Annotated in this window: 15 protein-coding genes and 2 pseudogenes; 8 read left to right on the top strand and 9 right to left on the bottom strand. The window is 42.5% G+C overall.

Going from position 1 to position 18,643, the window contains the following annotated elements; all coding sequences use genetic code 11:
• The first annotated feature begins 567 nt into the window (after nucleotides 1–567).
• The 4 genes and pseudogenes from ACWATR_RS29720 to ACWATR_RS29705 all read left to right on the top strand — a co-directional run.
• Complete coding sequence (locus tag ACWATR_RS29720) at nucleotides 568–3,693, top strand: dynamin family protein (RefSeq protein WP_460339958.1); 3,126 nt, start codon at nucleotides 568–570, stop codon at nucleotides 3,691–3,693.
• A 76-nt stretch (nucleotides 3,694–3,769) separates the two neighbouring features.
• On the top strand, nucleotides 3,770–7,468 hold the full coding sequence (locus ACWATR_RS29715) for a molecular chaperone (RefSeq protein ID WP_460339955.1): 3,699 nt from the start codon (nucleotides 3,770–3,772) through the stop codon (nucleotides 7,466–7,468).
• A gap of 390 nt (nucleotides 7,469–7,858) precedes the next feature.
• Entirely contained in the window at nucleotides 7,859–9,034 is a 1,176-nt protein-coding gene (locus tag ACWATR_RS29710) for a hypothetical protein (protein ID WP_460339952.1), read from the top strand.
• Nucleotides 9,035–9,291: 257 nt separating this feature from the next.
• Nucleotides 9,292–9,453: pseudogene (locus ACWATR_RS29705) on the top strand (IS66 family transposase); the annotation flags it as partial.
• A 221-nt stretch (nucleotides 9,454–9,674) separates the two neighbouring features.
• Here ACWATR_RS29705 and ACWATR_RS29700 read toward each other — a convergent pair.
• Nucleotides 9,675–10,583, bottom strand: coding sequence for an SDR family oxidoreductase (locus ACWATR_RS29700; RefSeq protein ID WP_460339949.1), 909 nt, complete (start codon nucleotides 10,581–10,583; stop codon nucleotides 9,675–9,677).
• A gap of 147 nt (nucleotides 10,584–10,730) precedes the next feature.
• Between ACWATR_RS29700 and ACWATR_RS29695 the strand changes: the two genes are divergently transcribed.
• The 3 genes from ACWATR_RS29695 (at nucleotide 10,731) to ACWATR_RS29685 (ending at nucleotide 12,583) form a co-directional block, all read left to right on the top strand.
• The gene (locus tag ACWATR_RS29695; RefSeq protein ID WP_460339946.1) at nucleotides 10,731–11,693 is read left to right on the top strand and encodes a helix-turn-helix transcriptional regulator; all 963 of its coding nucleotides are present in this window, start codon (nucleotides 10,731–10,733) and stop codon (nucleotides 11,691–11,693) included.
• Nucleotides 11,694–11,770: 77 nt separating this feature from the next.
• Entirely contained in the window at nucleotides 11,771–12,004 is a 234-nt protein-coding gene (locus ACWATR_RS29690; RefSeq protein WP_460339943.1) for a hypothetical protein, read from the top strand.
• A gap of 261 nt (nucleotides 12,005–12,265) precedes the next feature.
• Nucleotides 12,266–12,583: a LysR substrate-binding domain-containing protein gene (locus ACWATR_RS29685; RefSeq protein WP_460339940.1), complete on the top strand. Its 318-nt coding sequence runs from the start codon at nucleotides 12,266–12,268 to the stop codon at nucleotides 12,581–12,583.
• 176 nt (nucleotides 12,584–12,759) lie between these two features.
• Here the strand turns inward: ACWATR_RS29685 and ACWATR_RS29680 are convergent, their stop codons facing one another.
• A complete protein-coding gene (locus ACWATR_RS29680; protein ID WP_460339938.1) occupies nucleotides 12,760–13,035 on the bottom strand; it encodes an HU family DNA-binding protein in 276 nt (91 codons plus the stop codon).
• A gap of 168 nt (nucleotides 13,036–13,203) precedes the next feature.
• Here ACWATR_RS29680 and ACWATR_RS29675 point away from each other — a divergent pair, with 168 nt between their 5' ends.
• Nucleotides 13,204–13,584 carry a hypothetical protein gene (locus ACWATR_RS29675; RefSeq protein WP_460339935.1) on the top strand — a complete coding sequence of 127 codons (381 nt, stop codon included), beginning with the start codon at nucleotides 13,204–13,206 and terminating at the stop codon, nucleotides 13,582–13,584.
• A gap of 154 nt (nucleotides 13,585–13,738) precedes the next feature.
• Here ACWATR_RS29675 and ACWATR_RS29670 read toward each other — a convergent pair whose 3' ends face one another.
• The 7 genes and pseudogenes from ACWATR_RS29670 to ACWATR_RS29640 form a co-directional block, all read right to left on the bottom strand.
• Complete coding sequence (locus tag ACWATR_RS29670) at nucleotides 13,739–14,311, bottom strand: antibiotic biosynthesis monooxygenase (protein WP_460339932.1); 573 nt, start codon at nucleotides 14,309–14,311, stop codon at nucleotides 13,739–13,741.
• 69 nt (nucleotides 14,312–14,380) lie between these two features.
• Nucleotides 14,381–15,964, bottom strand: a complete 1,584-nt coding sequence (locus ACWATR_RS29665; protein ID WP_460339929.1) for an iron uptake porin — start codon at nucleotides 15,962–15,964, stop codon at nucleotides 14,381–14,383.
• A 146-nt stretch (nucleotides 15,965–16,110) separates the two neighbouring features.
• Nucleotides 16,111–16,752 carry an isochorismate family cysteine hydrolase YcaC gene (ycaC, locus tag ACWATR_RS29660; protein ID WP_460339926.1) on the bottom strand — a complete coding sequence of 214 codons (642 nt, stop codon included), beginning with the start codon at nucleotides 16,750–16,752 and terminating at the stop codon, nucleotides 16,111–16,113.
• A gap of 105 nt (nucleotides 16,753–16,857) precedes the next feature.
• Nucleotides 16,858–16,971: pseudogene (locus ACWATR_RS29655) on the bottom strand (prolyl oligopeptidase family serine peptidase); the annotation flags it as partial.
• A gap of 114 nt (nucleotides 16,972–17,085) precedes the next feature.
• Entirely contained in the window at nucleotides 17,086–17,379 is a 294-nt protein-coding gene (locus ACWATR_RS29650; protein WP_460339923.1) for a hypothetical protein, read from the bottom strand.
• A 17-nt stretch (nucleotides 17,380–17,396) separates the two neighbouring features.
• Nucleotides 17,397–17,840 (bottom strand): peptidoglycan-binding domain-containing protein, encoded by a 444-nt coding sequence (locus ACWATR_RS29645; RefSeq protein WP_460339920.1) that lies wholly within the window; start codon nucleotides 17,838–17,840, stop codon nucleotides 17,397–17,399.
• A gap of 360 nt (nucleotides 17,841–18,200) precedes the next feature.
• The gene (locus tag ACWATR_RS29640; protein ID WP_163927113.1) at nucleotides 18,201–18,602 is read right to left on the bottom strand and encodes a RidA family protein; all 402 of its coding nucleotides are present in this window, start codon (nucleotides 18,600–18,602) and stop codon (nucleotides 18,201–18,203) included.
• Between the last annotated feature and the right edge of the window lie 41 nt (nucleotides 18,603–18,643).

Raw genomic sequence — 18,643 nt, 5'->3', positions numbered from 1 at the left:
ATGAAATCTGGTTGCTTCATACTGTTGGCAATCGTCTCAGAGGTGTTTTAAAAGTCTTATTTATTTATATTACTTGCGTTGGCGACTAGAAGCCGCGGCTACACAGGAAAAACCCACCTCCGTGGGTTAAAAGCCGTTTATTTTTTATTATTCCATCTCGGTGGACTTCCTTTGTGTAATAGCAAATTTTATGCGCCTAATACTTTTCAAACGTCCTCTAAGAGATAGGTCGTTGATTGATCGCCTATCCAGTAAAAAAAATCAAACTTTAATGCCTAATAAACTCCAGCGCATAGCATACTTGATATTGGCTAATAATGTTTAAACATATACATAATATTCGCTTTTATATACTTACAATTAACTCAATTTATATCTGAATTTATTATTTTTTTATTTAAAACATTATACTAAGTATAAACATATTTTCAGAATGACTTGAATAGATTTATTATTTTAAATGCAAAGTATTTAAACAAGAGTACAGCATAGTTTTCACACAACTTAACTGTTATTTCTTTTCAATTCCATAAAGTTTGCAACTAAACAACATAGGATATTTGTAATATGTTAGAAATATTAGTACCCTTATTACCAGAGATAGCAAGCGATGTACTTAAAGGATTAATCTCCATTGGGTTAGAAAAGTTAAGTCAACAAATACTAAATCCTACACCGGAAGAACCTGGTTTGGGAGAAGAAATTCCAATCCAAGATGCGGAAATTATAGCAAAAATCGAAGAAACATTAAAAAATAGAAATGATATCATCGATAAAATTAAAAATGATAAAAATGAGATGACACAGCTCATTCAAAAGGTATTGAATGAGGTCAAAATCCTATCTCAACGAGATCCTGATTTAAAAGTAGCATCTGGTCAGATAATAATTTCCCAAGTACAGCCTGGAGAAGACATTGAGAAAAGATTGGATGGGATTGCAGCTATAAGACGTACTGAACTCAAAACTGTGACACCTCAAAGAACTGACAACACCACTCCATCAACAAGCCCACAGACTTCTCAATCCAAACAGCCAGGTACTCAGAAAAAAAACCCAGATTCATCAGCGTCAGTTCAGCCAGAAAAGCCGAAAATTATCGAATTCCCAATGTTAGAAAAACTGCACAAACACAAAGAATATGGCGAGGATGTACTCCGCGGACTAAAATCGCTGCAACCATACCAGTCCTCAGCAAATGAAATTCTAGACAACCGCCAACTTAAAGACTGCCTCAAAAGTCTCGAAGATGCTGCTAACAAAACCGTAGAACTAGCATCTTCCCCTGTGAAAATCGCCATTATGGGAGAATTCAGTAGTGGTAAAACCCTACTAATTGGTAGTCTAATTGGCTACGCTGATGCCTTACCAATCAGTGAAATTCCTACAACAGGCAACGTCACAGCCATTCACTTACATCAACAAGAAGGCTTCAAAACCACAGAATTTGATGACTTTATCGTTGAGTATCTTTCTGAGCCAGAAGTTCAACAATGCCTCGACTTTATGTTAGACCAAGCAAAGCAACGGGCAAAAGCATCAGAACTTCCTCCTTTCCCTCAAGCGACCTCAAAAACATTGAATGAGGATACCCTAAATAGTTACAAAAAATGGTGTGAGTTAGCATGGAATCAAACTAAAAACCCAAAACTACGTTCTCTGCTGCGAGAGTTGATCGTTTTTATTCGTGCTTATGTTAACTATGGAGCAGATTTGTGTGGTGAAAAAGGTGAAAGTCTCAAAATAAGTCACACTACAGCTCGTGATGGTTTAAAGCTAACCAGTATGTTGCCTGTAAATCAAGAACTTAAATTTGAAGATATACCTTCATTTGCCAAGCAAGCTGTGAATAAAAAGCGACCCTCATCAGAGTTATTGCAAAACAGCTTTTCACTGATCCGGCGCGTAAACATTAATGTCAAAATATCCAAAGAGATTTGGAATCTGGGAACAACACAAGATACAGCAAAGTTTATTTTGCTAGATTTTCCTGGATTGGGGGCAGCAGAATCGGGAGTCAGAGATACTTTTGTGTCACTACAAGAATTAGCCGAAGTACAGACGATTCTCATCTTACTTAACGGGAGTAGGCCCGGAAGCGATAGCGCCCATGAAATCTTCAACATGATTCAGCAAAAAAGACCACAACAAAACCTCAAGGATTTTATCCTGGTGGGAGTGGGTCGATTTAATCAGCTTTCCATAGAACGCGAACAAAAACTTGACCAATTAATTAATTCTCCTGCCAAGAATCCTTTAACAGAAACAACTGTTTTCCAAGAATTTAGCGGACTCAAAACGATCATTGACCAAGCCTCAGCATTGACCAGTCAAAAAGATCGGATCGTCTTGTTAGACCAACTTATAAGTTTGGCAGATTTAGCAAAACTTTCCAGTGCAGTGAAAGTAGGCTCTCAAGAGTTTTTAGGTAAATTGGGAGATCAAAATGATAGCTCTCTACAAGAGTCTAAGCGGATGCGTGACAAGTGGGAAAATTTAAGCAAGAGACTTTTAGCAACAGACCCACACAGTTCTCTTGGTAAACAGCTTGGTTACTTTGCAGTTGAGGGTGGTATCGGCAAACTGCGGGAGTTGATTCTAAGCCATGTAGCCGAGCACAGTTTGAAGCAATTATATGAAGACACTGACAGCACTGCCAAGCAATTGTATGAACAACAAAATCATCTGAAAGAGATTTTATCAGACTTAGGTATATCTTCAGAAGAAAGTTCAGCCTTGAAAAAGTTGCGCGACGCTATTGATAAAATATATACAACCTACAATAGCTTCAAAGATAATCTAGGAAAACAACCGCTCAAAGATGCAAGAGGACTTGCTATTAGCGATGTCATCAAAGATGAAGTAACTTATAAAATACTCGAATGGAGGCAATGGAATTTGCTGTTCAACAGAGTGCAAGATGGCATAATCATACTCCCATCTGCAACGAACAATCCGCTTGGTGGAAGAAACAAGCCTAATGTTAGCATACCTACAAAGAGCGACGATTTTTATGAGGTATTCGAAAAGACTGTTAAGGAACTAAAGATTTTTGCTGAGGATTGCATTAAAAAGGCAGTTAACCACTTGCTGAAAAATTTATCCAATCAATTAAATCCAGAAATTGAGCAATTAAAGGCAACACTTCGTAAAGAAATGGAAATAGAAATAGAAGAAAATTTGGGCGAGGATCAGGCTTATATATTTTCTTTATTGTATCGAGGTTATAACCCTGAAGAATGGTCAAAACTAGAGAGCATGGAAGGAGCATTTCAAGAAGAAAAATCTATTGAAACAGTAACTGTATTTCCCCTAGCGCGTAAAGACGAAAAACACGAGAATGGTCAAATTTTTGATTGGGCATTAGAATACAGAAAAATTCACATTAACTCCCAAGCTCCTAATCAAGCTCTTCTAGTGCAAAGGTTGCGGAATGAGATAACTGCTAGCATCAGCCTACACATAATCGAGTATGTAAGCCAGATAAATAAGAAAGTTGATCAAGTGATTTTAGATATACTAAACAGTTTGAATACTGAACTATATGCACTGCTAAGAGAAGAGGCGTTGCTAAGATACATCGCAGGTGAAAAACAGGAAACTAATGAAAATCAAGCTAATCCTGTCTTGCCTATTCTCTCGCAAATAGCCTCAATTTCGAGTCATCATATTTCTAATTTAGGAAATACATAATCGTTAGTGATTAACAACCACAAATTCTTAATTCTCAACTCTTAAAGCTTAAACTATGACTGTGAGGGAGATAGAAATGCCTGTTGAAATTCGGGTTTTATCTGACTTCCAGCTAAAAATGCAAAAGAATAACCCTTTTGTTTTGATGCTGCCAGTAATTGAACTTGCTGCCAATGGTAACAACATACCTTACATTCATCGAGTCACTCATTCGGTTGAGGGAACACCAGAAGAACTAGCAGACAAGATTCAAAAAACTTACAAAGACTTTGAACCAGCAACACTAGAATCTCTTAATTATCCAAAACGATTAGGACAAGGTTTTTGTACGCTCAATCAACCTTTGATAAAACCAGTCAATTGTAATTTGCAGGTAACAGTTGAGTATTTTGATACTGACACTTCTGGCAATCCACTACTGTCAGAACCAAAACATATTGAGAGAAAGTGCCATCTTTATTTAGACTTGGAGGCGAAACTATCCGAATTGGATTCGAGAATAACAACATCCAAACCTCAATCTAATACACCCTTATCTCAATCGACACAACCAGAAATAGCTGCGATGGATTCTGATTTGGAGGCGAAACTATCCGAATTGGATTCGAGAATAACAACATCCAAACCTCAACCCAATACACCCTTATCTCAATCGACACAATCAGAAATAGCTGCGATGGATTCTGATTTGGAGGCGAAACTATCCGAATTGGTTTCGAGAATAACAACATCCACATCTCAACCTAGTACACCATTGTCTCAATCTACACAAACCAAGGTAAATACAATGAATTCCGAACCAAACCAAAGCAATAGCAATGGACAGAAAAAACCATATTATCCTGGTTGGTTAGCTATAGATTTTGGTACCTCTAATTCGACTGTGACACTTTTTGATCCAATTGAAGTACCAATTCCAGAACTGCTACCCAAAGAACAACAAACGCGGTTGCTCAATGGTTTAGCAGCATGGTTGCGTTCCTCTACAACTGATGCTTTACCAGGTGTCAATGCTAGCGAGTGGGAAAAGTTTATTGCTGACATGAGCAAAAATTTGGAAATAGAACCAAGTCGCTTGCATGAAGTTTTTCAAGGTGAGAGTCAACAGCGATGTTTAGAAGCTATTCGTCAAATCGAACTGTGTTTAGGTACAAGTGAGCAGTTTCGTAGAGCCGTCAGCAAAAAACTTTACAAGATATATCATGAAGTGTTCCGTGTACCAACCCTAGAATCCCAAAATCTCATTCCGGTTCTTCTGGATATTGACACGCGTAGTGTAGAAATTCTTAGCGAGTTGGAAATTACAAGTCTGACTCCTTTAGGGGTGATGATGGGTACAGACGCAAAGGACAACAAAAACAAAGCGATATCTCAAAGTACAAGCAATTCCTCAGAAGAAATTATCAGCAGGTTTCATCACTCACCCAAACGCTACTTCGGTCAAGAACGGGAATTTTCAGTTACTCTAGAAGATGGAAAACAAGGAAATATTACAGCCAGCGAGTTAATCAAAGCTGCTTGGGGGCATTTAATCGAGTTAACCGACAACTACCGCAAACATCCAAGTCGTAGCTTTTCTAAAGGAGAGTTCCAAATGGCGGTAGTAACTTACCCAACGATAGCACCACCACTTGTTCGCAACCAGGTGAAGCAGCTTGTAGAAGAGCTTGGAATTAAGAATGTGCAAACCGCCTACGACGAAGCCGTGGCTGTGGTCATGTTTTTTCTCTGGCGAGAATTTGGTGGGTATCTAAATATCGGTATTGAGTCTTTTAAAACGCGTTGTCGCCGAAAAGGTCACAAATGGTCACAAAATGTCCTCGTTTTAGATATTGGTGGCGGAACAACTGACTTAGCCTTGATTGATCTGACTTTAGAAGATATCACTCCCTCATTTACGAATAATAGCGACCGAGGTCTTGGGGGACGATATTATCAAATTACTCCTAAACTGTTAGGTTCTTCCGGCCATTTACAGTTAGGCGGAGAATTAATTACTCTGCGAATCTTTCGATTATTGAAGGTGGCAATAGTTGACTGTCTGCTGATAGCTATAACAACAGGCGAGTTGCAAAATGACAAACTCAAGGATTTAATTCTCAATCTTGACGAGCGCTTTCTCGAAAAAGATGAATACAAGCAACGCTCACTTTTAGAATGTATAGATAAACAATACCCAGAACGTGAATCTGCTGCTTACAAAGATGCTTTAAATACAGCAGAGAAGGTGTTATCTACCCATTGGAAAGATGATACCAAACGCTTGCAAACCTTTTATACCCTTTGGGATCATGCTGAAGCTGCCAAACTCAAACTCGGACAAAAGCCACCACAAACCTTTACTCTTTCTGAGGATAAAATTTCTGACTTACTAAAGCAAACTGGAATTGACTACATCCCAAGTGAACAAAACTTTAATAAGTTTTCCGTCACCCTCAACAGTGAGCAATTTGAACGGGCAGCATTTTCAGTAATTAAAGAAGCAATTGGCATTGCGAAAGGACTGATGGAAAGCCGTCTGAATAACAAAAATGATAACCAAGAAAATTTTGATTCAGAAACACAAGATGATAACCAAGAAAATTTGGAGCTAGAAAAAGAAAAAGTTGATTGGTTGATTTTGTCTGGTAAAACTTGCAATCTCGACATAGTTCAACGCGAAATCTACCAAGAATTTAGCAAGTCCGATTACTTCATCTGGAATCCAGAGCGTATTACCTTTGCTCCAGAATTTACTAAGCTAGCTACCTCTGCTGGAGCTTGCTATGCTGAAAAAATGAGACAATTTGAATTTGGAACAGAAAAAGCTAAACCACTGCTGCGTAAGGGTTCCAATCAGCTGCGTATTGATGTTCAAAACTTATTTTATTATCTGCCCTGTAACTTTAAACGTAAAACCCAAGGTAGTTCTGATTTCTTAGACATATTTCAAGCCGGACAAGAGCTTTATCAAATCTCACCCAATGATAAGGTAGCAAAGGTTCGTAGTAAGTGGGAAGGCATACAATTGAGCAACATTATTTACCGTCAAGACTATGAGGGTGGGCAATTGCAACTTTGGGGTAGCTTCGATGGTAACAGTCTATTGCAGAAACTGAATATAAACGAAGCAACGTTACAGCAGAAAATTCAAATTCAGTTTGAAATTGATTCTACGCTCTATATCCAGATTCTACTTTGTCAAAAGGAACCTCATTATTTAATCGATGATCGTGATGGTGATGCCATTGATGTGACACAAGTAACAACAGCAACTAACGCAAATACAGAAATATCAGCACTATTTTCTTCAGAAAAATTGAATCATGGAGATATTGCTTTCAATGTGTTAGAGTCAAACGCTGTAGATCGGCCAAATGATTCTTCTTTAGTTTTTGAAGCTGCCAATGATAAGACTCAGTTCAAACAATTTCACTATAGCAGCGACAGCAAGCAACCGCCAGTAAAAGGTTTAATTAGCAAACCTTTTACTGAATTTCCAGAAAGCGGCAAGCATACATTTTATATCTATGACATAAATACCGAAACAAATCAGAAAAAGTGGCTTAGAATTGGTGAACTGAGCAAACCTTCTGAAATTATAAATTTACCTTGTCAATATCGCGTTAGTCTCGATGAAAAAGGTATTCTCCGATTACACGTGGGTGAAGTTCCATATTGGGAATCAGGCGATGAACAATGCCTCAAAGAAGAGGGATGGGTTTGCCGCACTGAATTGTATTTGCAACCTAACGAAGTTGATAAAGAGCGCGACCCGTTTTGCGGTGTACATTAAAGGATGTTTGTAAATTATCCATTTATACTAGCCTTGGTAATTGGAAGTCTCGCGCCACTTGTTCCACTTGGGGAAACCCCAAGACCGCAGTGGCTTGGCTACACAGACAAAACCCGCCTGCGCGGGTTTAAAACCTTTGATTTTTCCTTAGTCCGCACAGGTAGATTTCTCTGTGAGACGCTACGCGAACATATTTGTGGTGACGAATTACAGCGGTTCCCATTCAGATCCGTACAATATTACATCACCAGGTGTAGAGGCACGGTAGCTGTGCCCCTACGGGGGGTGTACCTCACGTAAACGAGAACCGCTATATATCGCCCAACAAGGGGCTTAAACCCCTTGTTTTAAAACATCCTCTTCACAAACGTCAAACTGGAGGTGATATTTATGCAGCACCTAAGTGAACTTTTGGTAATAGATAATTCTCAAATAGCTAAGTTTTTACGGTCTAGCTTGCACGGACTAGAAGCTTCTTTAAAAAAGACTCAGGAGCAATTTCCACAAGACCCTGGAACTGATATATGCGATAAAGTGCTGCAAGAACTCCAAAATCTTTTGCAACCATCTTCTTCTGATAACGCCACCAACCAAAGTCAGGACACACTTGCAATCCCAAAAGAACATTCTTCTTTGGAAGATACTCAGCACATCAAATCTGAACAGTTAAAATTAAGCTCTCTCCAGGATGCTTTTGATCCAGAAAAAGACAAAGACCTAATTAAATATTTAGGAAATTTCCAACTTCAGAATCTGCAAGATTCAGAGTTGTGGGAAAAAATTCAACATAAAATATTACGGCTTCCAAAAGAAATAGCTAACACTTGGAGACAAAGGGCTTTGAAACTCGCTCAAGAAGCTCAAGCTGAAGAGGATATATCAGAGAATCTACAACTTCCCTTCAGAAAAAATGAAGAGATTTACTCTGGGCTTAAAGGAAGCATCCAGGCTCAGGGCTTATCGTTATCTGAAAAGGCATCCTTAGATTTGCAAGTTTTACAGGGAAATAGATATGAGGATTTGTCTGAGGATCTGAAGTTACTAGCTTGTCTAGTATCTATTTGTATATATTTTGTTCATCGAGAACGAGATTTGCACCATGCTTTGGAAACTGTATATAAGTTTGATACCATGTCTTTTGATTCAAACCCTGAACAGCGCACGAAGTATATTGAAGCTCTCAAGGAACGCTTTCAGCGGACACTAAAAGCTGAGGAAAGTGGAGATTCATTAATGGTTTTAAAAGCTTGGATAAACATGGATGAGGCAATAAACTCTCTGGTGTTCGTGCCACCGGCTGATTCTGATTCATGGTGGGGCGAATTTAAGAAACAATCACGACGCATACTTATTGGAAAATCTAAAAAAGCAAAAGAAGAAGGTCATGATGTGCGAATTCAAGAATTATCAGGAGTATATGCTGATATTCACAATTTATCTTCGGGTTCTAACTTGGCATTGAAGGTTGGGGGTATTCCAGGAGAGGTACAGGCTTGTCTGCGAGTATATGCTCGAATTAACCAAGAAAAGTTTCTCGGAAGAGTTATATATCGCTCATCAAAATAGGGATGATGGAAAACTTTGGAACCTGAAGATGGTCTGTATGAATAAAGAAATATATTAACTGAGAAAAACTCGTACACTTTGATATTTTAGAGCTAGGCAATATCGGGTGGGTTGCTTGAACTACTAAAGTAGCGGCTAAGTTTATCTCCTGTTTGTTTGAGCGCACCTAATAAACTAGCGATAAACTGCTGTCGCTCAGTTGGGCTTTGAGGATAATCAGCTTTTCACCTTCGGGCACGAGAAGCTGGCCCAAGAAACTTGATTTAGCAGGAGCTACAGCAGCAAATCTTTTACGTTCTTTACGGGATAAAGCCTCTCAATGGTGGTATTTCCTGGAAAACCCCGAAGTTCCTCCTGATAACAATCAGGCTGAACGCTCGCTGCGTTTGGCTGTGACAAAACGTAAGGTTAGTGGTGGTGGGGCGTGAGTAGCAATGGATACTGTTGGCGAACTTAATAATTCACCGGAAAGTCTGAGAATTGCAGAGGCATGAAACCAGCAAGCACTTCAGTGATAAAAAAGATTCAAACCACACTTTCCATGTATTACACGGGGAGGGCGGTTAAGTGCGCGAAATTAGAACAAACACTAATTGAATGTGAAGCTTGCCAAAGAATACGAAGTGTTGTAACTGGAACATTACCTATATCCGGTCGCATCAGCAGGTTTACCCGCCTCCTGCACTTCATGAATGTAGCGCCACGCATCGGGTTGAGAGCCATCGAGATCGGTAAAGCCATAAACCTGTGCTAGTTGCCCACTGGAAAGCGATTGGCCATTCCAGCGCACCACTTGTGGATCACCAGCTAGATAAGCAACTGCACGCCCAACATAATGAGGCGTTTCAGAAATGATGAAGTGCGGTTCCTTTGCCGTTGCGTCCTGCCAGTTGGCTTCACTCACTCCAAAATGATCGAGCATGAGTTCCGAGCGCAACCAGCCCGGAGTCAGCGCTACGGCAGTACATTGATGCAGTTTAAGTTCTTGCGCCAATCCCCATGCCATGCGAATAACCGAGGTTTTAGCAAGGTCATAGAACAGTGAGAGCCGATAATTTTTATCGTTATATTCGGCAGTACCATCGGTAATTTCGACCACCAATCCACCGGGTTTCTGGATCAACAGCGGCAATGCAAAGTGGCTAGCGATCAGGTGGGTGTCGATTGCCAGTCTTAGCATTCGTAATCCTCGCTCCAAAGAAAGTTCCCACACGGGCTTGTTGAACTCCGCCAGATATTCTGCACCAATATCGTTGACCAGAACATCCAGACGACCCTGCTCCTGCTCAACACGAGCAACAAGCGCCTGTACTTGTTTTGGGTCTAAATGATCGACTAGAACAGCGATTCCTTTCCCACCTGCCTGGTTTACCAATTTTGCCGTTTCTTCGATTGTTTCAGGGCGGTTGTATTCCGATCGCACAGTAACAGTGGTGCGTCCGGTGACATAAACGGTTGCTCCTGCTGCACCAAGTTCCACAGCAATGCCACGACCTGCACCGCGTGTTGCCCCTACTACGAGCGCAATTTTATTCTTCAATAGCTGCATAATTGACCTCCTTAAATCCTGCGAGGTGGCTTAAAGAAATCGATGACTCTAAACCATCTTTATGCAGCATAAGCTGGACTTCATGACATCCCTTGTCATATTTAGGCAGTAAAGTAAAAAGTAGTTCCGATTGGTCTTGGGATAGTTATGCGTGCCGATCGCCTCCTCTCGATCCTGATGTTGTTACAGGTTCATCGTCAGCTAACGGCGCGGGATTTAGCAGAACGATTGGAGGTATCTGAGCGCACCATCCATCGTGACATGGATGCCCTCAGCAGTGCCGGAGTTCCGGTGATGGCAGAACGCGGTAAAGGGGGTGGTTGGAGTTTACTCGACAGCTATCAAACTACGCTGACAGGACTTAACTTGGCAGAGATTCAGGCGCTGTTTTTGCCAAAGCCCACACACCTGCTAGCCGATTTAGGCTGGAGTCAAGCATTTGAAGCGGCTCTGCTCAAACTTCTGGCAGCAATACCTGCCGCCAATCGTCAGCAAGCAGAAATGGTTAGCCAGCGGATTCATGTTGATCCAACAGGCTGGCATCGGTGGGACGAGGAAATGTCAGCATTTCCAATCTTGCAAACAGCAGTTTGGCAAGAGCGGCAAGTACATCTGAGCTATGAACGCAGTGATCGTAAGTGTGTGGAACGGTTAGTCAATCCACTTGGACTGGTTGCTAAAGGCAGTGTCTGGTATTTCGTTGCCTCGGTAGAGTCAGAGGTACGCTCTTACCGGATTTCACGAGTGCGGAATGCTATGCTTACAGATTACCCCTGTGTTCGTCCGGTTGAATTCAACTTAGCCGACTATTGGCAACAATCGATGGTTGAGTTCAAAGCCAATTTGCCTTACTATGGCGTGACGGTACGTGTTGCTCCAGAGGTTATGCCTCGGTTACGCTATGCCGGATACTTTGCCCGAATAGAACACATTGACTCGCCCAATGCCGATGGCTGGACTCGCGTCTGGCTGAGGTTTGATATAGAAGAAGCGGCTTGTGCTTATGTGCTGGGCTTTGGCGCACAGATGGAGGTAATTGAGCCATTAGAATTACGCGATCGCGTTTTGCAAGCGGCAAAAGAGGCGATATCACTCTATGCTGAACAATGAACAGGTGCATTGCGTTTCGATAACTGTGCGATCAGCCTAAAGGCATGGCTAACGCTTAGGCACCTACAGGTAATAAAATGCCCAGCCCCTGCGGGCTTGGTGCAGTCGCTTATGGGGGAAACCCCCAGACGCTCTCTACGAGACGCTACCGCGAACGCTTAGAGCGAGTCCGCGTACCCTTACAGGGAAGCAAGCTACGCGTAGCGTCTCGTAGAGAAGCTATGCCGCAGGCTTTACGCTGCGCTATCGCCCTACAGCCCTTTGGGCATCCTACGGCGGGCGTCTCCCCTTCTGCCAAAGGGAGAGGTTAGCACCAAGGGAGAAGACCGCGCTGCTTCACCGTAACAAATATATTTTGGCTCAACCCAAGGACTGAGGCAGTCGAGCGTAATATTTGATCCGCTCCCACCAAGGGACATCTTCATTGCCAGATGACGAGCAAGTGTATCGGGACATATAACAGAGAACCATGTAATCCATTTGGTTAGTCTTGGATGCCAGAATAACTTCTTACCACCAAATTTTGAGCGGATACAGTATTACCTTTATTTCAGCTTGGACTGGAAAAAGTTATGATTGACGATTTCAACAAGATGGCGAAGAAGTCCTACTGCCTGCCGGTCAAAGGAAATATCCGCTTAGATAACGGTGAAGCAATTTTAGAAACAGCGATCGCTTCTGTTGGTATTGTCCAGTTATATAACTACGTTGCAGCAGGAGCGATCGCATCTGGAAAACTCAAGCCGATTTTGCAAGAGTATGCACCGCCTGGATACCCTATTTCAGTTGTTTATCCTCAAAAACGTCATTTGTCTGCCAAAGTCCGTGTGTTTGTAGAGTTTCTCCAAGGGCTGATGGCACAGTTAAAGCAGATGGAGATTGTCGAGTAAACTAATGCCTTGGAGTAGCATCCCTAGCTACGACTGTATTCTTATCTGGGAGTAATACCAGAATTGCAGTAACGTTACTCCCCAAGAAGCAGTCAAAGTTTCACAGTCGATTCGATACTTAAATTAATCGATTATGGCTTTGCAGTGATTGGATTGCTAGTGGTAAAACAATTCATCTATGATGCTACTTTTTCTTTAAACTGTTTCCCAGCAGAGAATGCAGGCACTCTAGTTGCTGGAATTGTTATTGGCTCATTGGTTTTCGGATTACGCCCTTCCCGTTCTGAGCGATCGCGTCGCTCAAATGACCCAAACCCAATCAGCGTTACCTTTTCACCATTGGCTACAGCTTCGGTAACAACTGACAAAAAAGCACTGATTACTTCATCAGCTTGCTTTTTTGTGATGTTGGTCTTTGCTGCTACAGCATCCACTAGTTCACCTTTGTTCATAAATCACCCTGAAACATTGCCAGTATTGGAAATTTACTTTACCATTACTACCTTTTGTGAGGATAGGGGGAAAAGGACTAACAATCAAGAGCATACGAAAATTAACAATGCACTGCTACTGCTGTGTCGATTTGGCGTGATAGATAATTGTTATTTTGCCCCAAAACCGTGGTAGTTGGTTCTGACGCGCCAACTGAAAATCCGCGTGTTGAGGAAACGGCTCATGCGCCCTTGAGGGGCGCGTCGCCTTCACATATCGAAAGCACGTCAGAACTTGAAGAATTGCCTACGACAATGGACTGTACATCGCTGACGCTAGTGGAAGCTGTACAGGGTGAATCTGCTTTGTTGTTGGCTGAAAACCAGAATTGTGGTGTTGATCCAGAAATTCCTCATGAAGGTACTTTTTCCGCTGCGCCCGTCGCCCAAAATGAAAAATCTTTAATTTCTGCGATCGCTAATCAAACACAGGAGGAAGTAGAACAAAATAATTCCGCTTCGTTAATTTTCAATAATAACGAATTTACTACGTTTAAGTTTTTGCTCTAGCTAGTTTTGCCACGCTAGAAAGTTTCATGCACGGTTTTATAGCCGAGTCAGAGAGGTGACTTTCTGGCTTAGGCATCCAGTTAGGGAAATATTGCGAGTGTTGAGGTTTGATATCTAATATGATACCAACTTACTACTGAGGTTTTATGCTACTTTAATATAGCCATTTGCGAAATAATTGTGTTAGGCGCGGCATAATCACATAAGTGAGTAGGACGACACCGAGTCCTGTGCTAATCAGTTGACTAAGCAATACAGGCAACCCAGACAACAACGGTGCTAACAAACGATTGAGCTGAGGAAGAGTGAAGAACACTCCCAACCACGTCACTAACATCATTTTGTAGCGGGGTGGTGGCGACTTCATCGGCTTGTTTGAGAGAGTAAACCAAGTTTCCAATCCGGTCAGTGTTTGAAGGGCTTCCGGCTTTTGAATCAAGGGCTGCAATCGCTCAATCCACTCCCGCCTAACATCAGATTCTAGCCAGGTCTTGAGATTGTCGTAGCAATCGAACTTGAGAATGACCACGTACTCCGGATGGGTGTGATCCTGGGGTCGAATAGTGCTGACACCCAGATGCCCCTTGAATTTTCGTGCATCTGCCGCAATGCCATGAAACCATGCTTCGTAACCTTCCTCGCGCCCCGGTCTCACTACATGACAGATCACAGATGTGACTAAATAATTTTCTTCACTGCTATTAATCGCCGATGGTTCATCCAACATAAAATCTAACGTTATAGGTAATTTGATCTTTAAAAAAGAAAAACGGCTCTTACCTTGCCTGTACAGACCCTAAAACTGAAACGTCGTCCGAATGGTGCCAACAAAAATGGTGTCATTATTGCTGTTGTGATCGGGGTTGATAATGACGACCGCACCAGGAGTAATTGAGACATTATCGTTCACTTGCAATCGATATAAGGCTTCAAAATGCAATGAGGTGTTGCGATCTATTACCCCAAACTCATTGCTGATTACTTTGGGGGGTTGTCCAAAGACAAAGCCCAATAGATTGCCTTTTTTGCCCAAATCTGGGAATCCAAAATTAACAGCATAGTAAAAAATCTCAGCACTGGGATCATTGGGGATATCTTGTGCCGATGCTTGGAGATATCCTACCCATCCCCCTAATCTGAAGGTAGGGTTGACAAGCCAGGAAGCTGCAAGACTATAGCTATTCCCAACAATGTTTTTACTGGCTCCATTGAAGGGGTCATTGGTAATGGTACTACTTGTACTGATATCGAGCGCATTCAAAGAACGAGCATAGGTTAAGCCAAAACTTAAGGATTTCGTAGGTTTTAATGTCAGTTGTGCTAGGGCAGAGTAGGAACCATCAAATAATCCAGATCCCGCAGTCGGGTTGTTGGCTTCACTAGCAAGATAAACCAGTGCCAAATTGATGGCTGAGTTGAAGTTATAACTGATACCAATGCCTGTCCCACCTGTTTCTTCACGATAGATAGGGCTGCGAATCCCAAATGCAGAAATAGAACCTTTGCCATCACTTCCCAATAGAGGGTTAATAGTATCGACCACATCAAACAACGTACCTTGAGCGATCGCACTCACCTTAACAGCAGACCCGATGGAAAATTGATAATAGAGTTGATTGAGAATTAACTGATTACCTGTATCACTATCAAAACTGAGGCGAGCCATATTTGTGCCTGTGGCTTCCCTGAAGTTGGGAATATTGCCAGCCTGAAATCGAATTCTCAGTAAATCTTGCCCCGTAAAACTGGTGTTAAATATCAACCGCACGCGATCGCTAAAAATGATATTATCACCGACCTTACCCCTGGAGCCAGGTGTTTCTCCTGCTGGTACAGCTTTATCATCGCCAAATGCACCACTCACCGCAAAAACTACTTCTCCAGTAAATTTTGTTGTCGTCGAGAATTGCTGAGACTCGAATTGATCTGTGCGTGTTGCTAAGGAATCTACCCGTCCACGCAACATTGAGAGTTCTGCTGCAAATTCCTTTTGAAGTCTTTGCAAAATTTGTAAATCTTCTCTCTTAATCATATCTGCTGTCGTACTTTCTAGTAGCTGATTGAGCCGAGCGAGACAAGCATTCAACCCGACAGCAAATTCATAGCGAGTGATTGAGCGTAGACGCAAAGCGGCTTGTCGTAAGACATTGCCTTGAAATTTTTGATCGGGATAACCAGCAATGCAGTCGTAGCGATCAACTAATGCTTGTAATGCTTGTAATACCCAATCTGTAGGCTGCACATCAGTAAGCTGATTCACAGATGTGACTTGCTCGGGCAACGTATCTTCGGCAGTAGCAGACTTAGAAAGGCATTGCTGAGTAAGGCATACTCCAAAGATCAGAGATGACGAGAGAATTAATTGAGAAAAAAGTTTCATTGAGAACAACCACCTTAGAGACACCAGATTGTTCGGCAATTTTTTACTAAGAAGTAGTTGTCACCGCTATGTTTCAAGTAAAGTTGATAACCTCGCGATGACAATACCAACTCAGTTACACACGAGTTAAAATAGACGCTTTCTCATTATTTACTGGGAGATCCAGCACTTGAGTTTGCTGCATAGCTGGTCATCAGGTTTTTGTAGTCAGGAATAAACCTTGCTAAAAGACTACCTAGCCCTTCAATATCGTTACGCCAGTCACGGTGCAATTCACACACAACGCTAAACCAATTGACCAATTGAACTCCAGCACGAGACATTCGATCCCAAGCTGCATAGCGACAGGCTTCATCAAAGGTTCCAGAGGCATCGGTGACAACAAAAACGTCATAACCTGCCTCCAATGCCGAAAGCGCACAAAAAGTAACACATACATCGGTGACAATTCCGGCAATGATTAATTGCTTTTTGCCTGTGGCTTCTACTGCTTTCACAAAGTCCTCGTTGTCCCAAGCGTTGATCTGTCCGGGGCGGGGAATAAAGGGAGCATCGGGAAACTTCTCTTTCAGTTCAGGGATGATGACACCATTGGGGCCATCCTCAAAGCTAGTTGTCAAAACTGTAGGCAGGTTAAAAAACTTGGCTGCACTTGCCAGTGCTAACACATTATTTTTGAAGTCGGCTGCACTAATATCACGCACAAGTGAGAACAGTCCAGTTTGGTGATCGACCAGCAGCACCGCAGCATTATTTTTGTCTAATCGGTTGTACTTGAATGTAGACATGAGTTATTGATCCTAATTTGAGTTATTGGGAATGAAGAATTGCAGAATGCTCTAAATAGCTTATGGCGTAAGCTGTTGCGAGATGGACTTGATTAAGAGCGCCTTCAAGTACTCGCCTGCTGCAATGAAATCGTCGAAGACGTTCTGCTTGTTCTGACGACGACCCGCTTCGTGCCATGCCTTGCCATATTCGGAGCCGCCGCGAATGTTGGAGATCGCCGCGTTTGCCGCTTCTAAAATTGCTTTATTGTTCTCTGACATCTGAATCTCTCCTCTGTTCAAAGCAAAAAAGTGGTGTGAGTTGTTATGCTGTTGCCCCTCACTGGTTTACTTCTAGGAACTGGTCAACGGCTTACATTGAATCGCCTTCACATTTCGCAGATAGTTCAACTGTGGCTCGAAGTCAGTCGGACAGAAGACATAAACATTGTCCTGAGATCGGCTGATGACCAAACGGTAGCTGGGTGGAATCCCTTCAGAACCTTCGATCGCTTCAATTCTGGGAATCACTTGTGAACTGACTTGAGCCAGGGATGGAAAATTGAACAGTAGGAGTACGCCGAACAGAATTGTAATTGCGATTGTGGTTGTAGTTGTGATTTTGATTGAAAGAATCTTTCGGTTCATGAGAAATCTCCTGTGGCTTATGGTTGTGTAATGTTCTGTTGTTTCCAGGGAAGCGGCGATCGATAGGGGTTTTCGTGCATATCCAGGACTTTCCAGGTGGTTGGATTGACTCGCCCTGTAACTGGAATTCTGTATCGTCTCTGGAGATCGCGTACCGCAGACGTTGTGACCGCACCAAAGATGCCATCGACGATCGCCCCTCTTGGATTGCCTAACCTCACACCTGCGGCTCCTAAAAAGCCATTGTCTTGAAGAATGCGCTGTAACAATTGCACGTTTCTGCCGCGATCGCCTTGGCGTAAGGTAGGTAAGGTTAAATCAGTGTAGGCAGTGGCGAGCAGAATGGGGGAGGTTTGTTGTGGAGGAACGCAGCAGCGCTTCGCTATCGCGGGATGAGTGAATGAACCTCCAAGTAATCCTGTTGCGATCGTTAGTACTCCGAAAATGAGTTGAGGTTTCATGATTGCCCTCCTGATGGAGATTGGTTTTATTTCGCATCAATTTGCGTCGGAGTGATTACTCCACTCGCTTTGAGACCTGCAACGAGGTAACGCTTGCTGATGAAATGCAGCGATTTCTTTTCGACCCTTGAGATGTGTGTCCTCTAACGTGAGGAAATCGGCAGTTTTGCTGAACGGGGCAGCAAAGCCTTCCCCGCTACCTCGATTCCAAGCATCAATGGTAAAGGAAAGCACGGATTGCCGACTCGTCAGCATTAGTGGTGGTTTGAGCTGTTTGTGAATTCACACTCTTGAGTTCTCCTTTTAAGTAATAGACCAGTTTTCGAGCAGCATAAATTGTGTTATTAACGCTTGCAAAACTCACGGAACAATTGCAGTCACGCGAATTTCAATCCGCATCGTGGGTAATCCAAGCGCCGCGACTCCTACCTGTGTCCAGATTGGAGCGTGGTTCGGCATATAATGACGAAATAGCTTGGACATCACTTCGTTAACCTCCGGGGGGAACCCGCCAACATGGTAAGAATTAACGTGAACCACATGCTCCCAACCCGCACCAGCCGTCGCCAAGGTTTGCTCGACGTTCCGGAACGCCTGAGCAATCTCGTCTGCAAGCGATTCGGTAATTTGCAGATTGTCATCCCAGCCGCCTTGCCCTGATATCTCCACTCGATTATCAATTTTTACTGCTTGTGAGTAATGCAATTGATTTAACAGATATTCCCCATAACCAGGGGTAACAAAAAACTTTGGCTTATTCATGGTGTTCCTCATGTAGTACGTTTGACTCTATCTCGCGTTGC

The sequence above is a fragment of the Nostoc sp. UIC 10890 genome (assembly GCF_054786515.1).
Note: the sequence above shows the minus strand (reverse complement) of the source record. Positions and strands in the feature narration are given on the sequence as shown.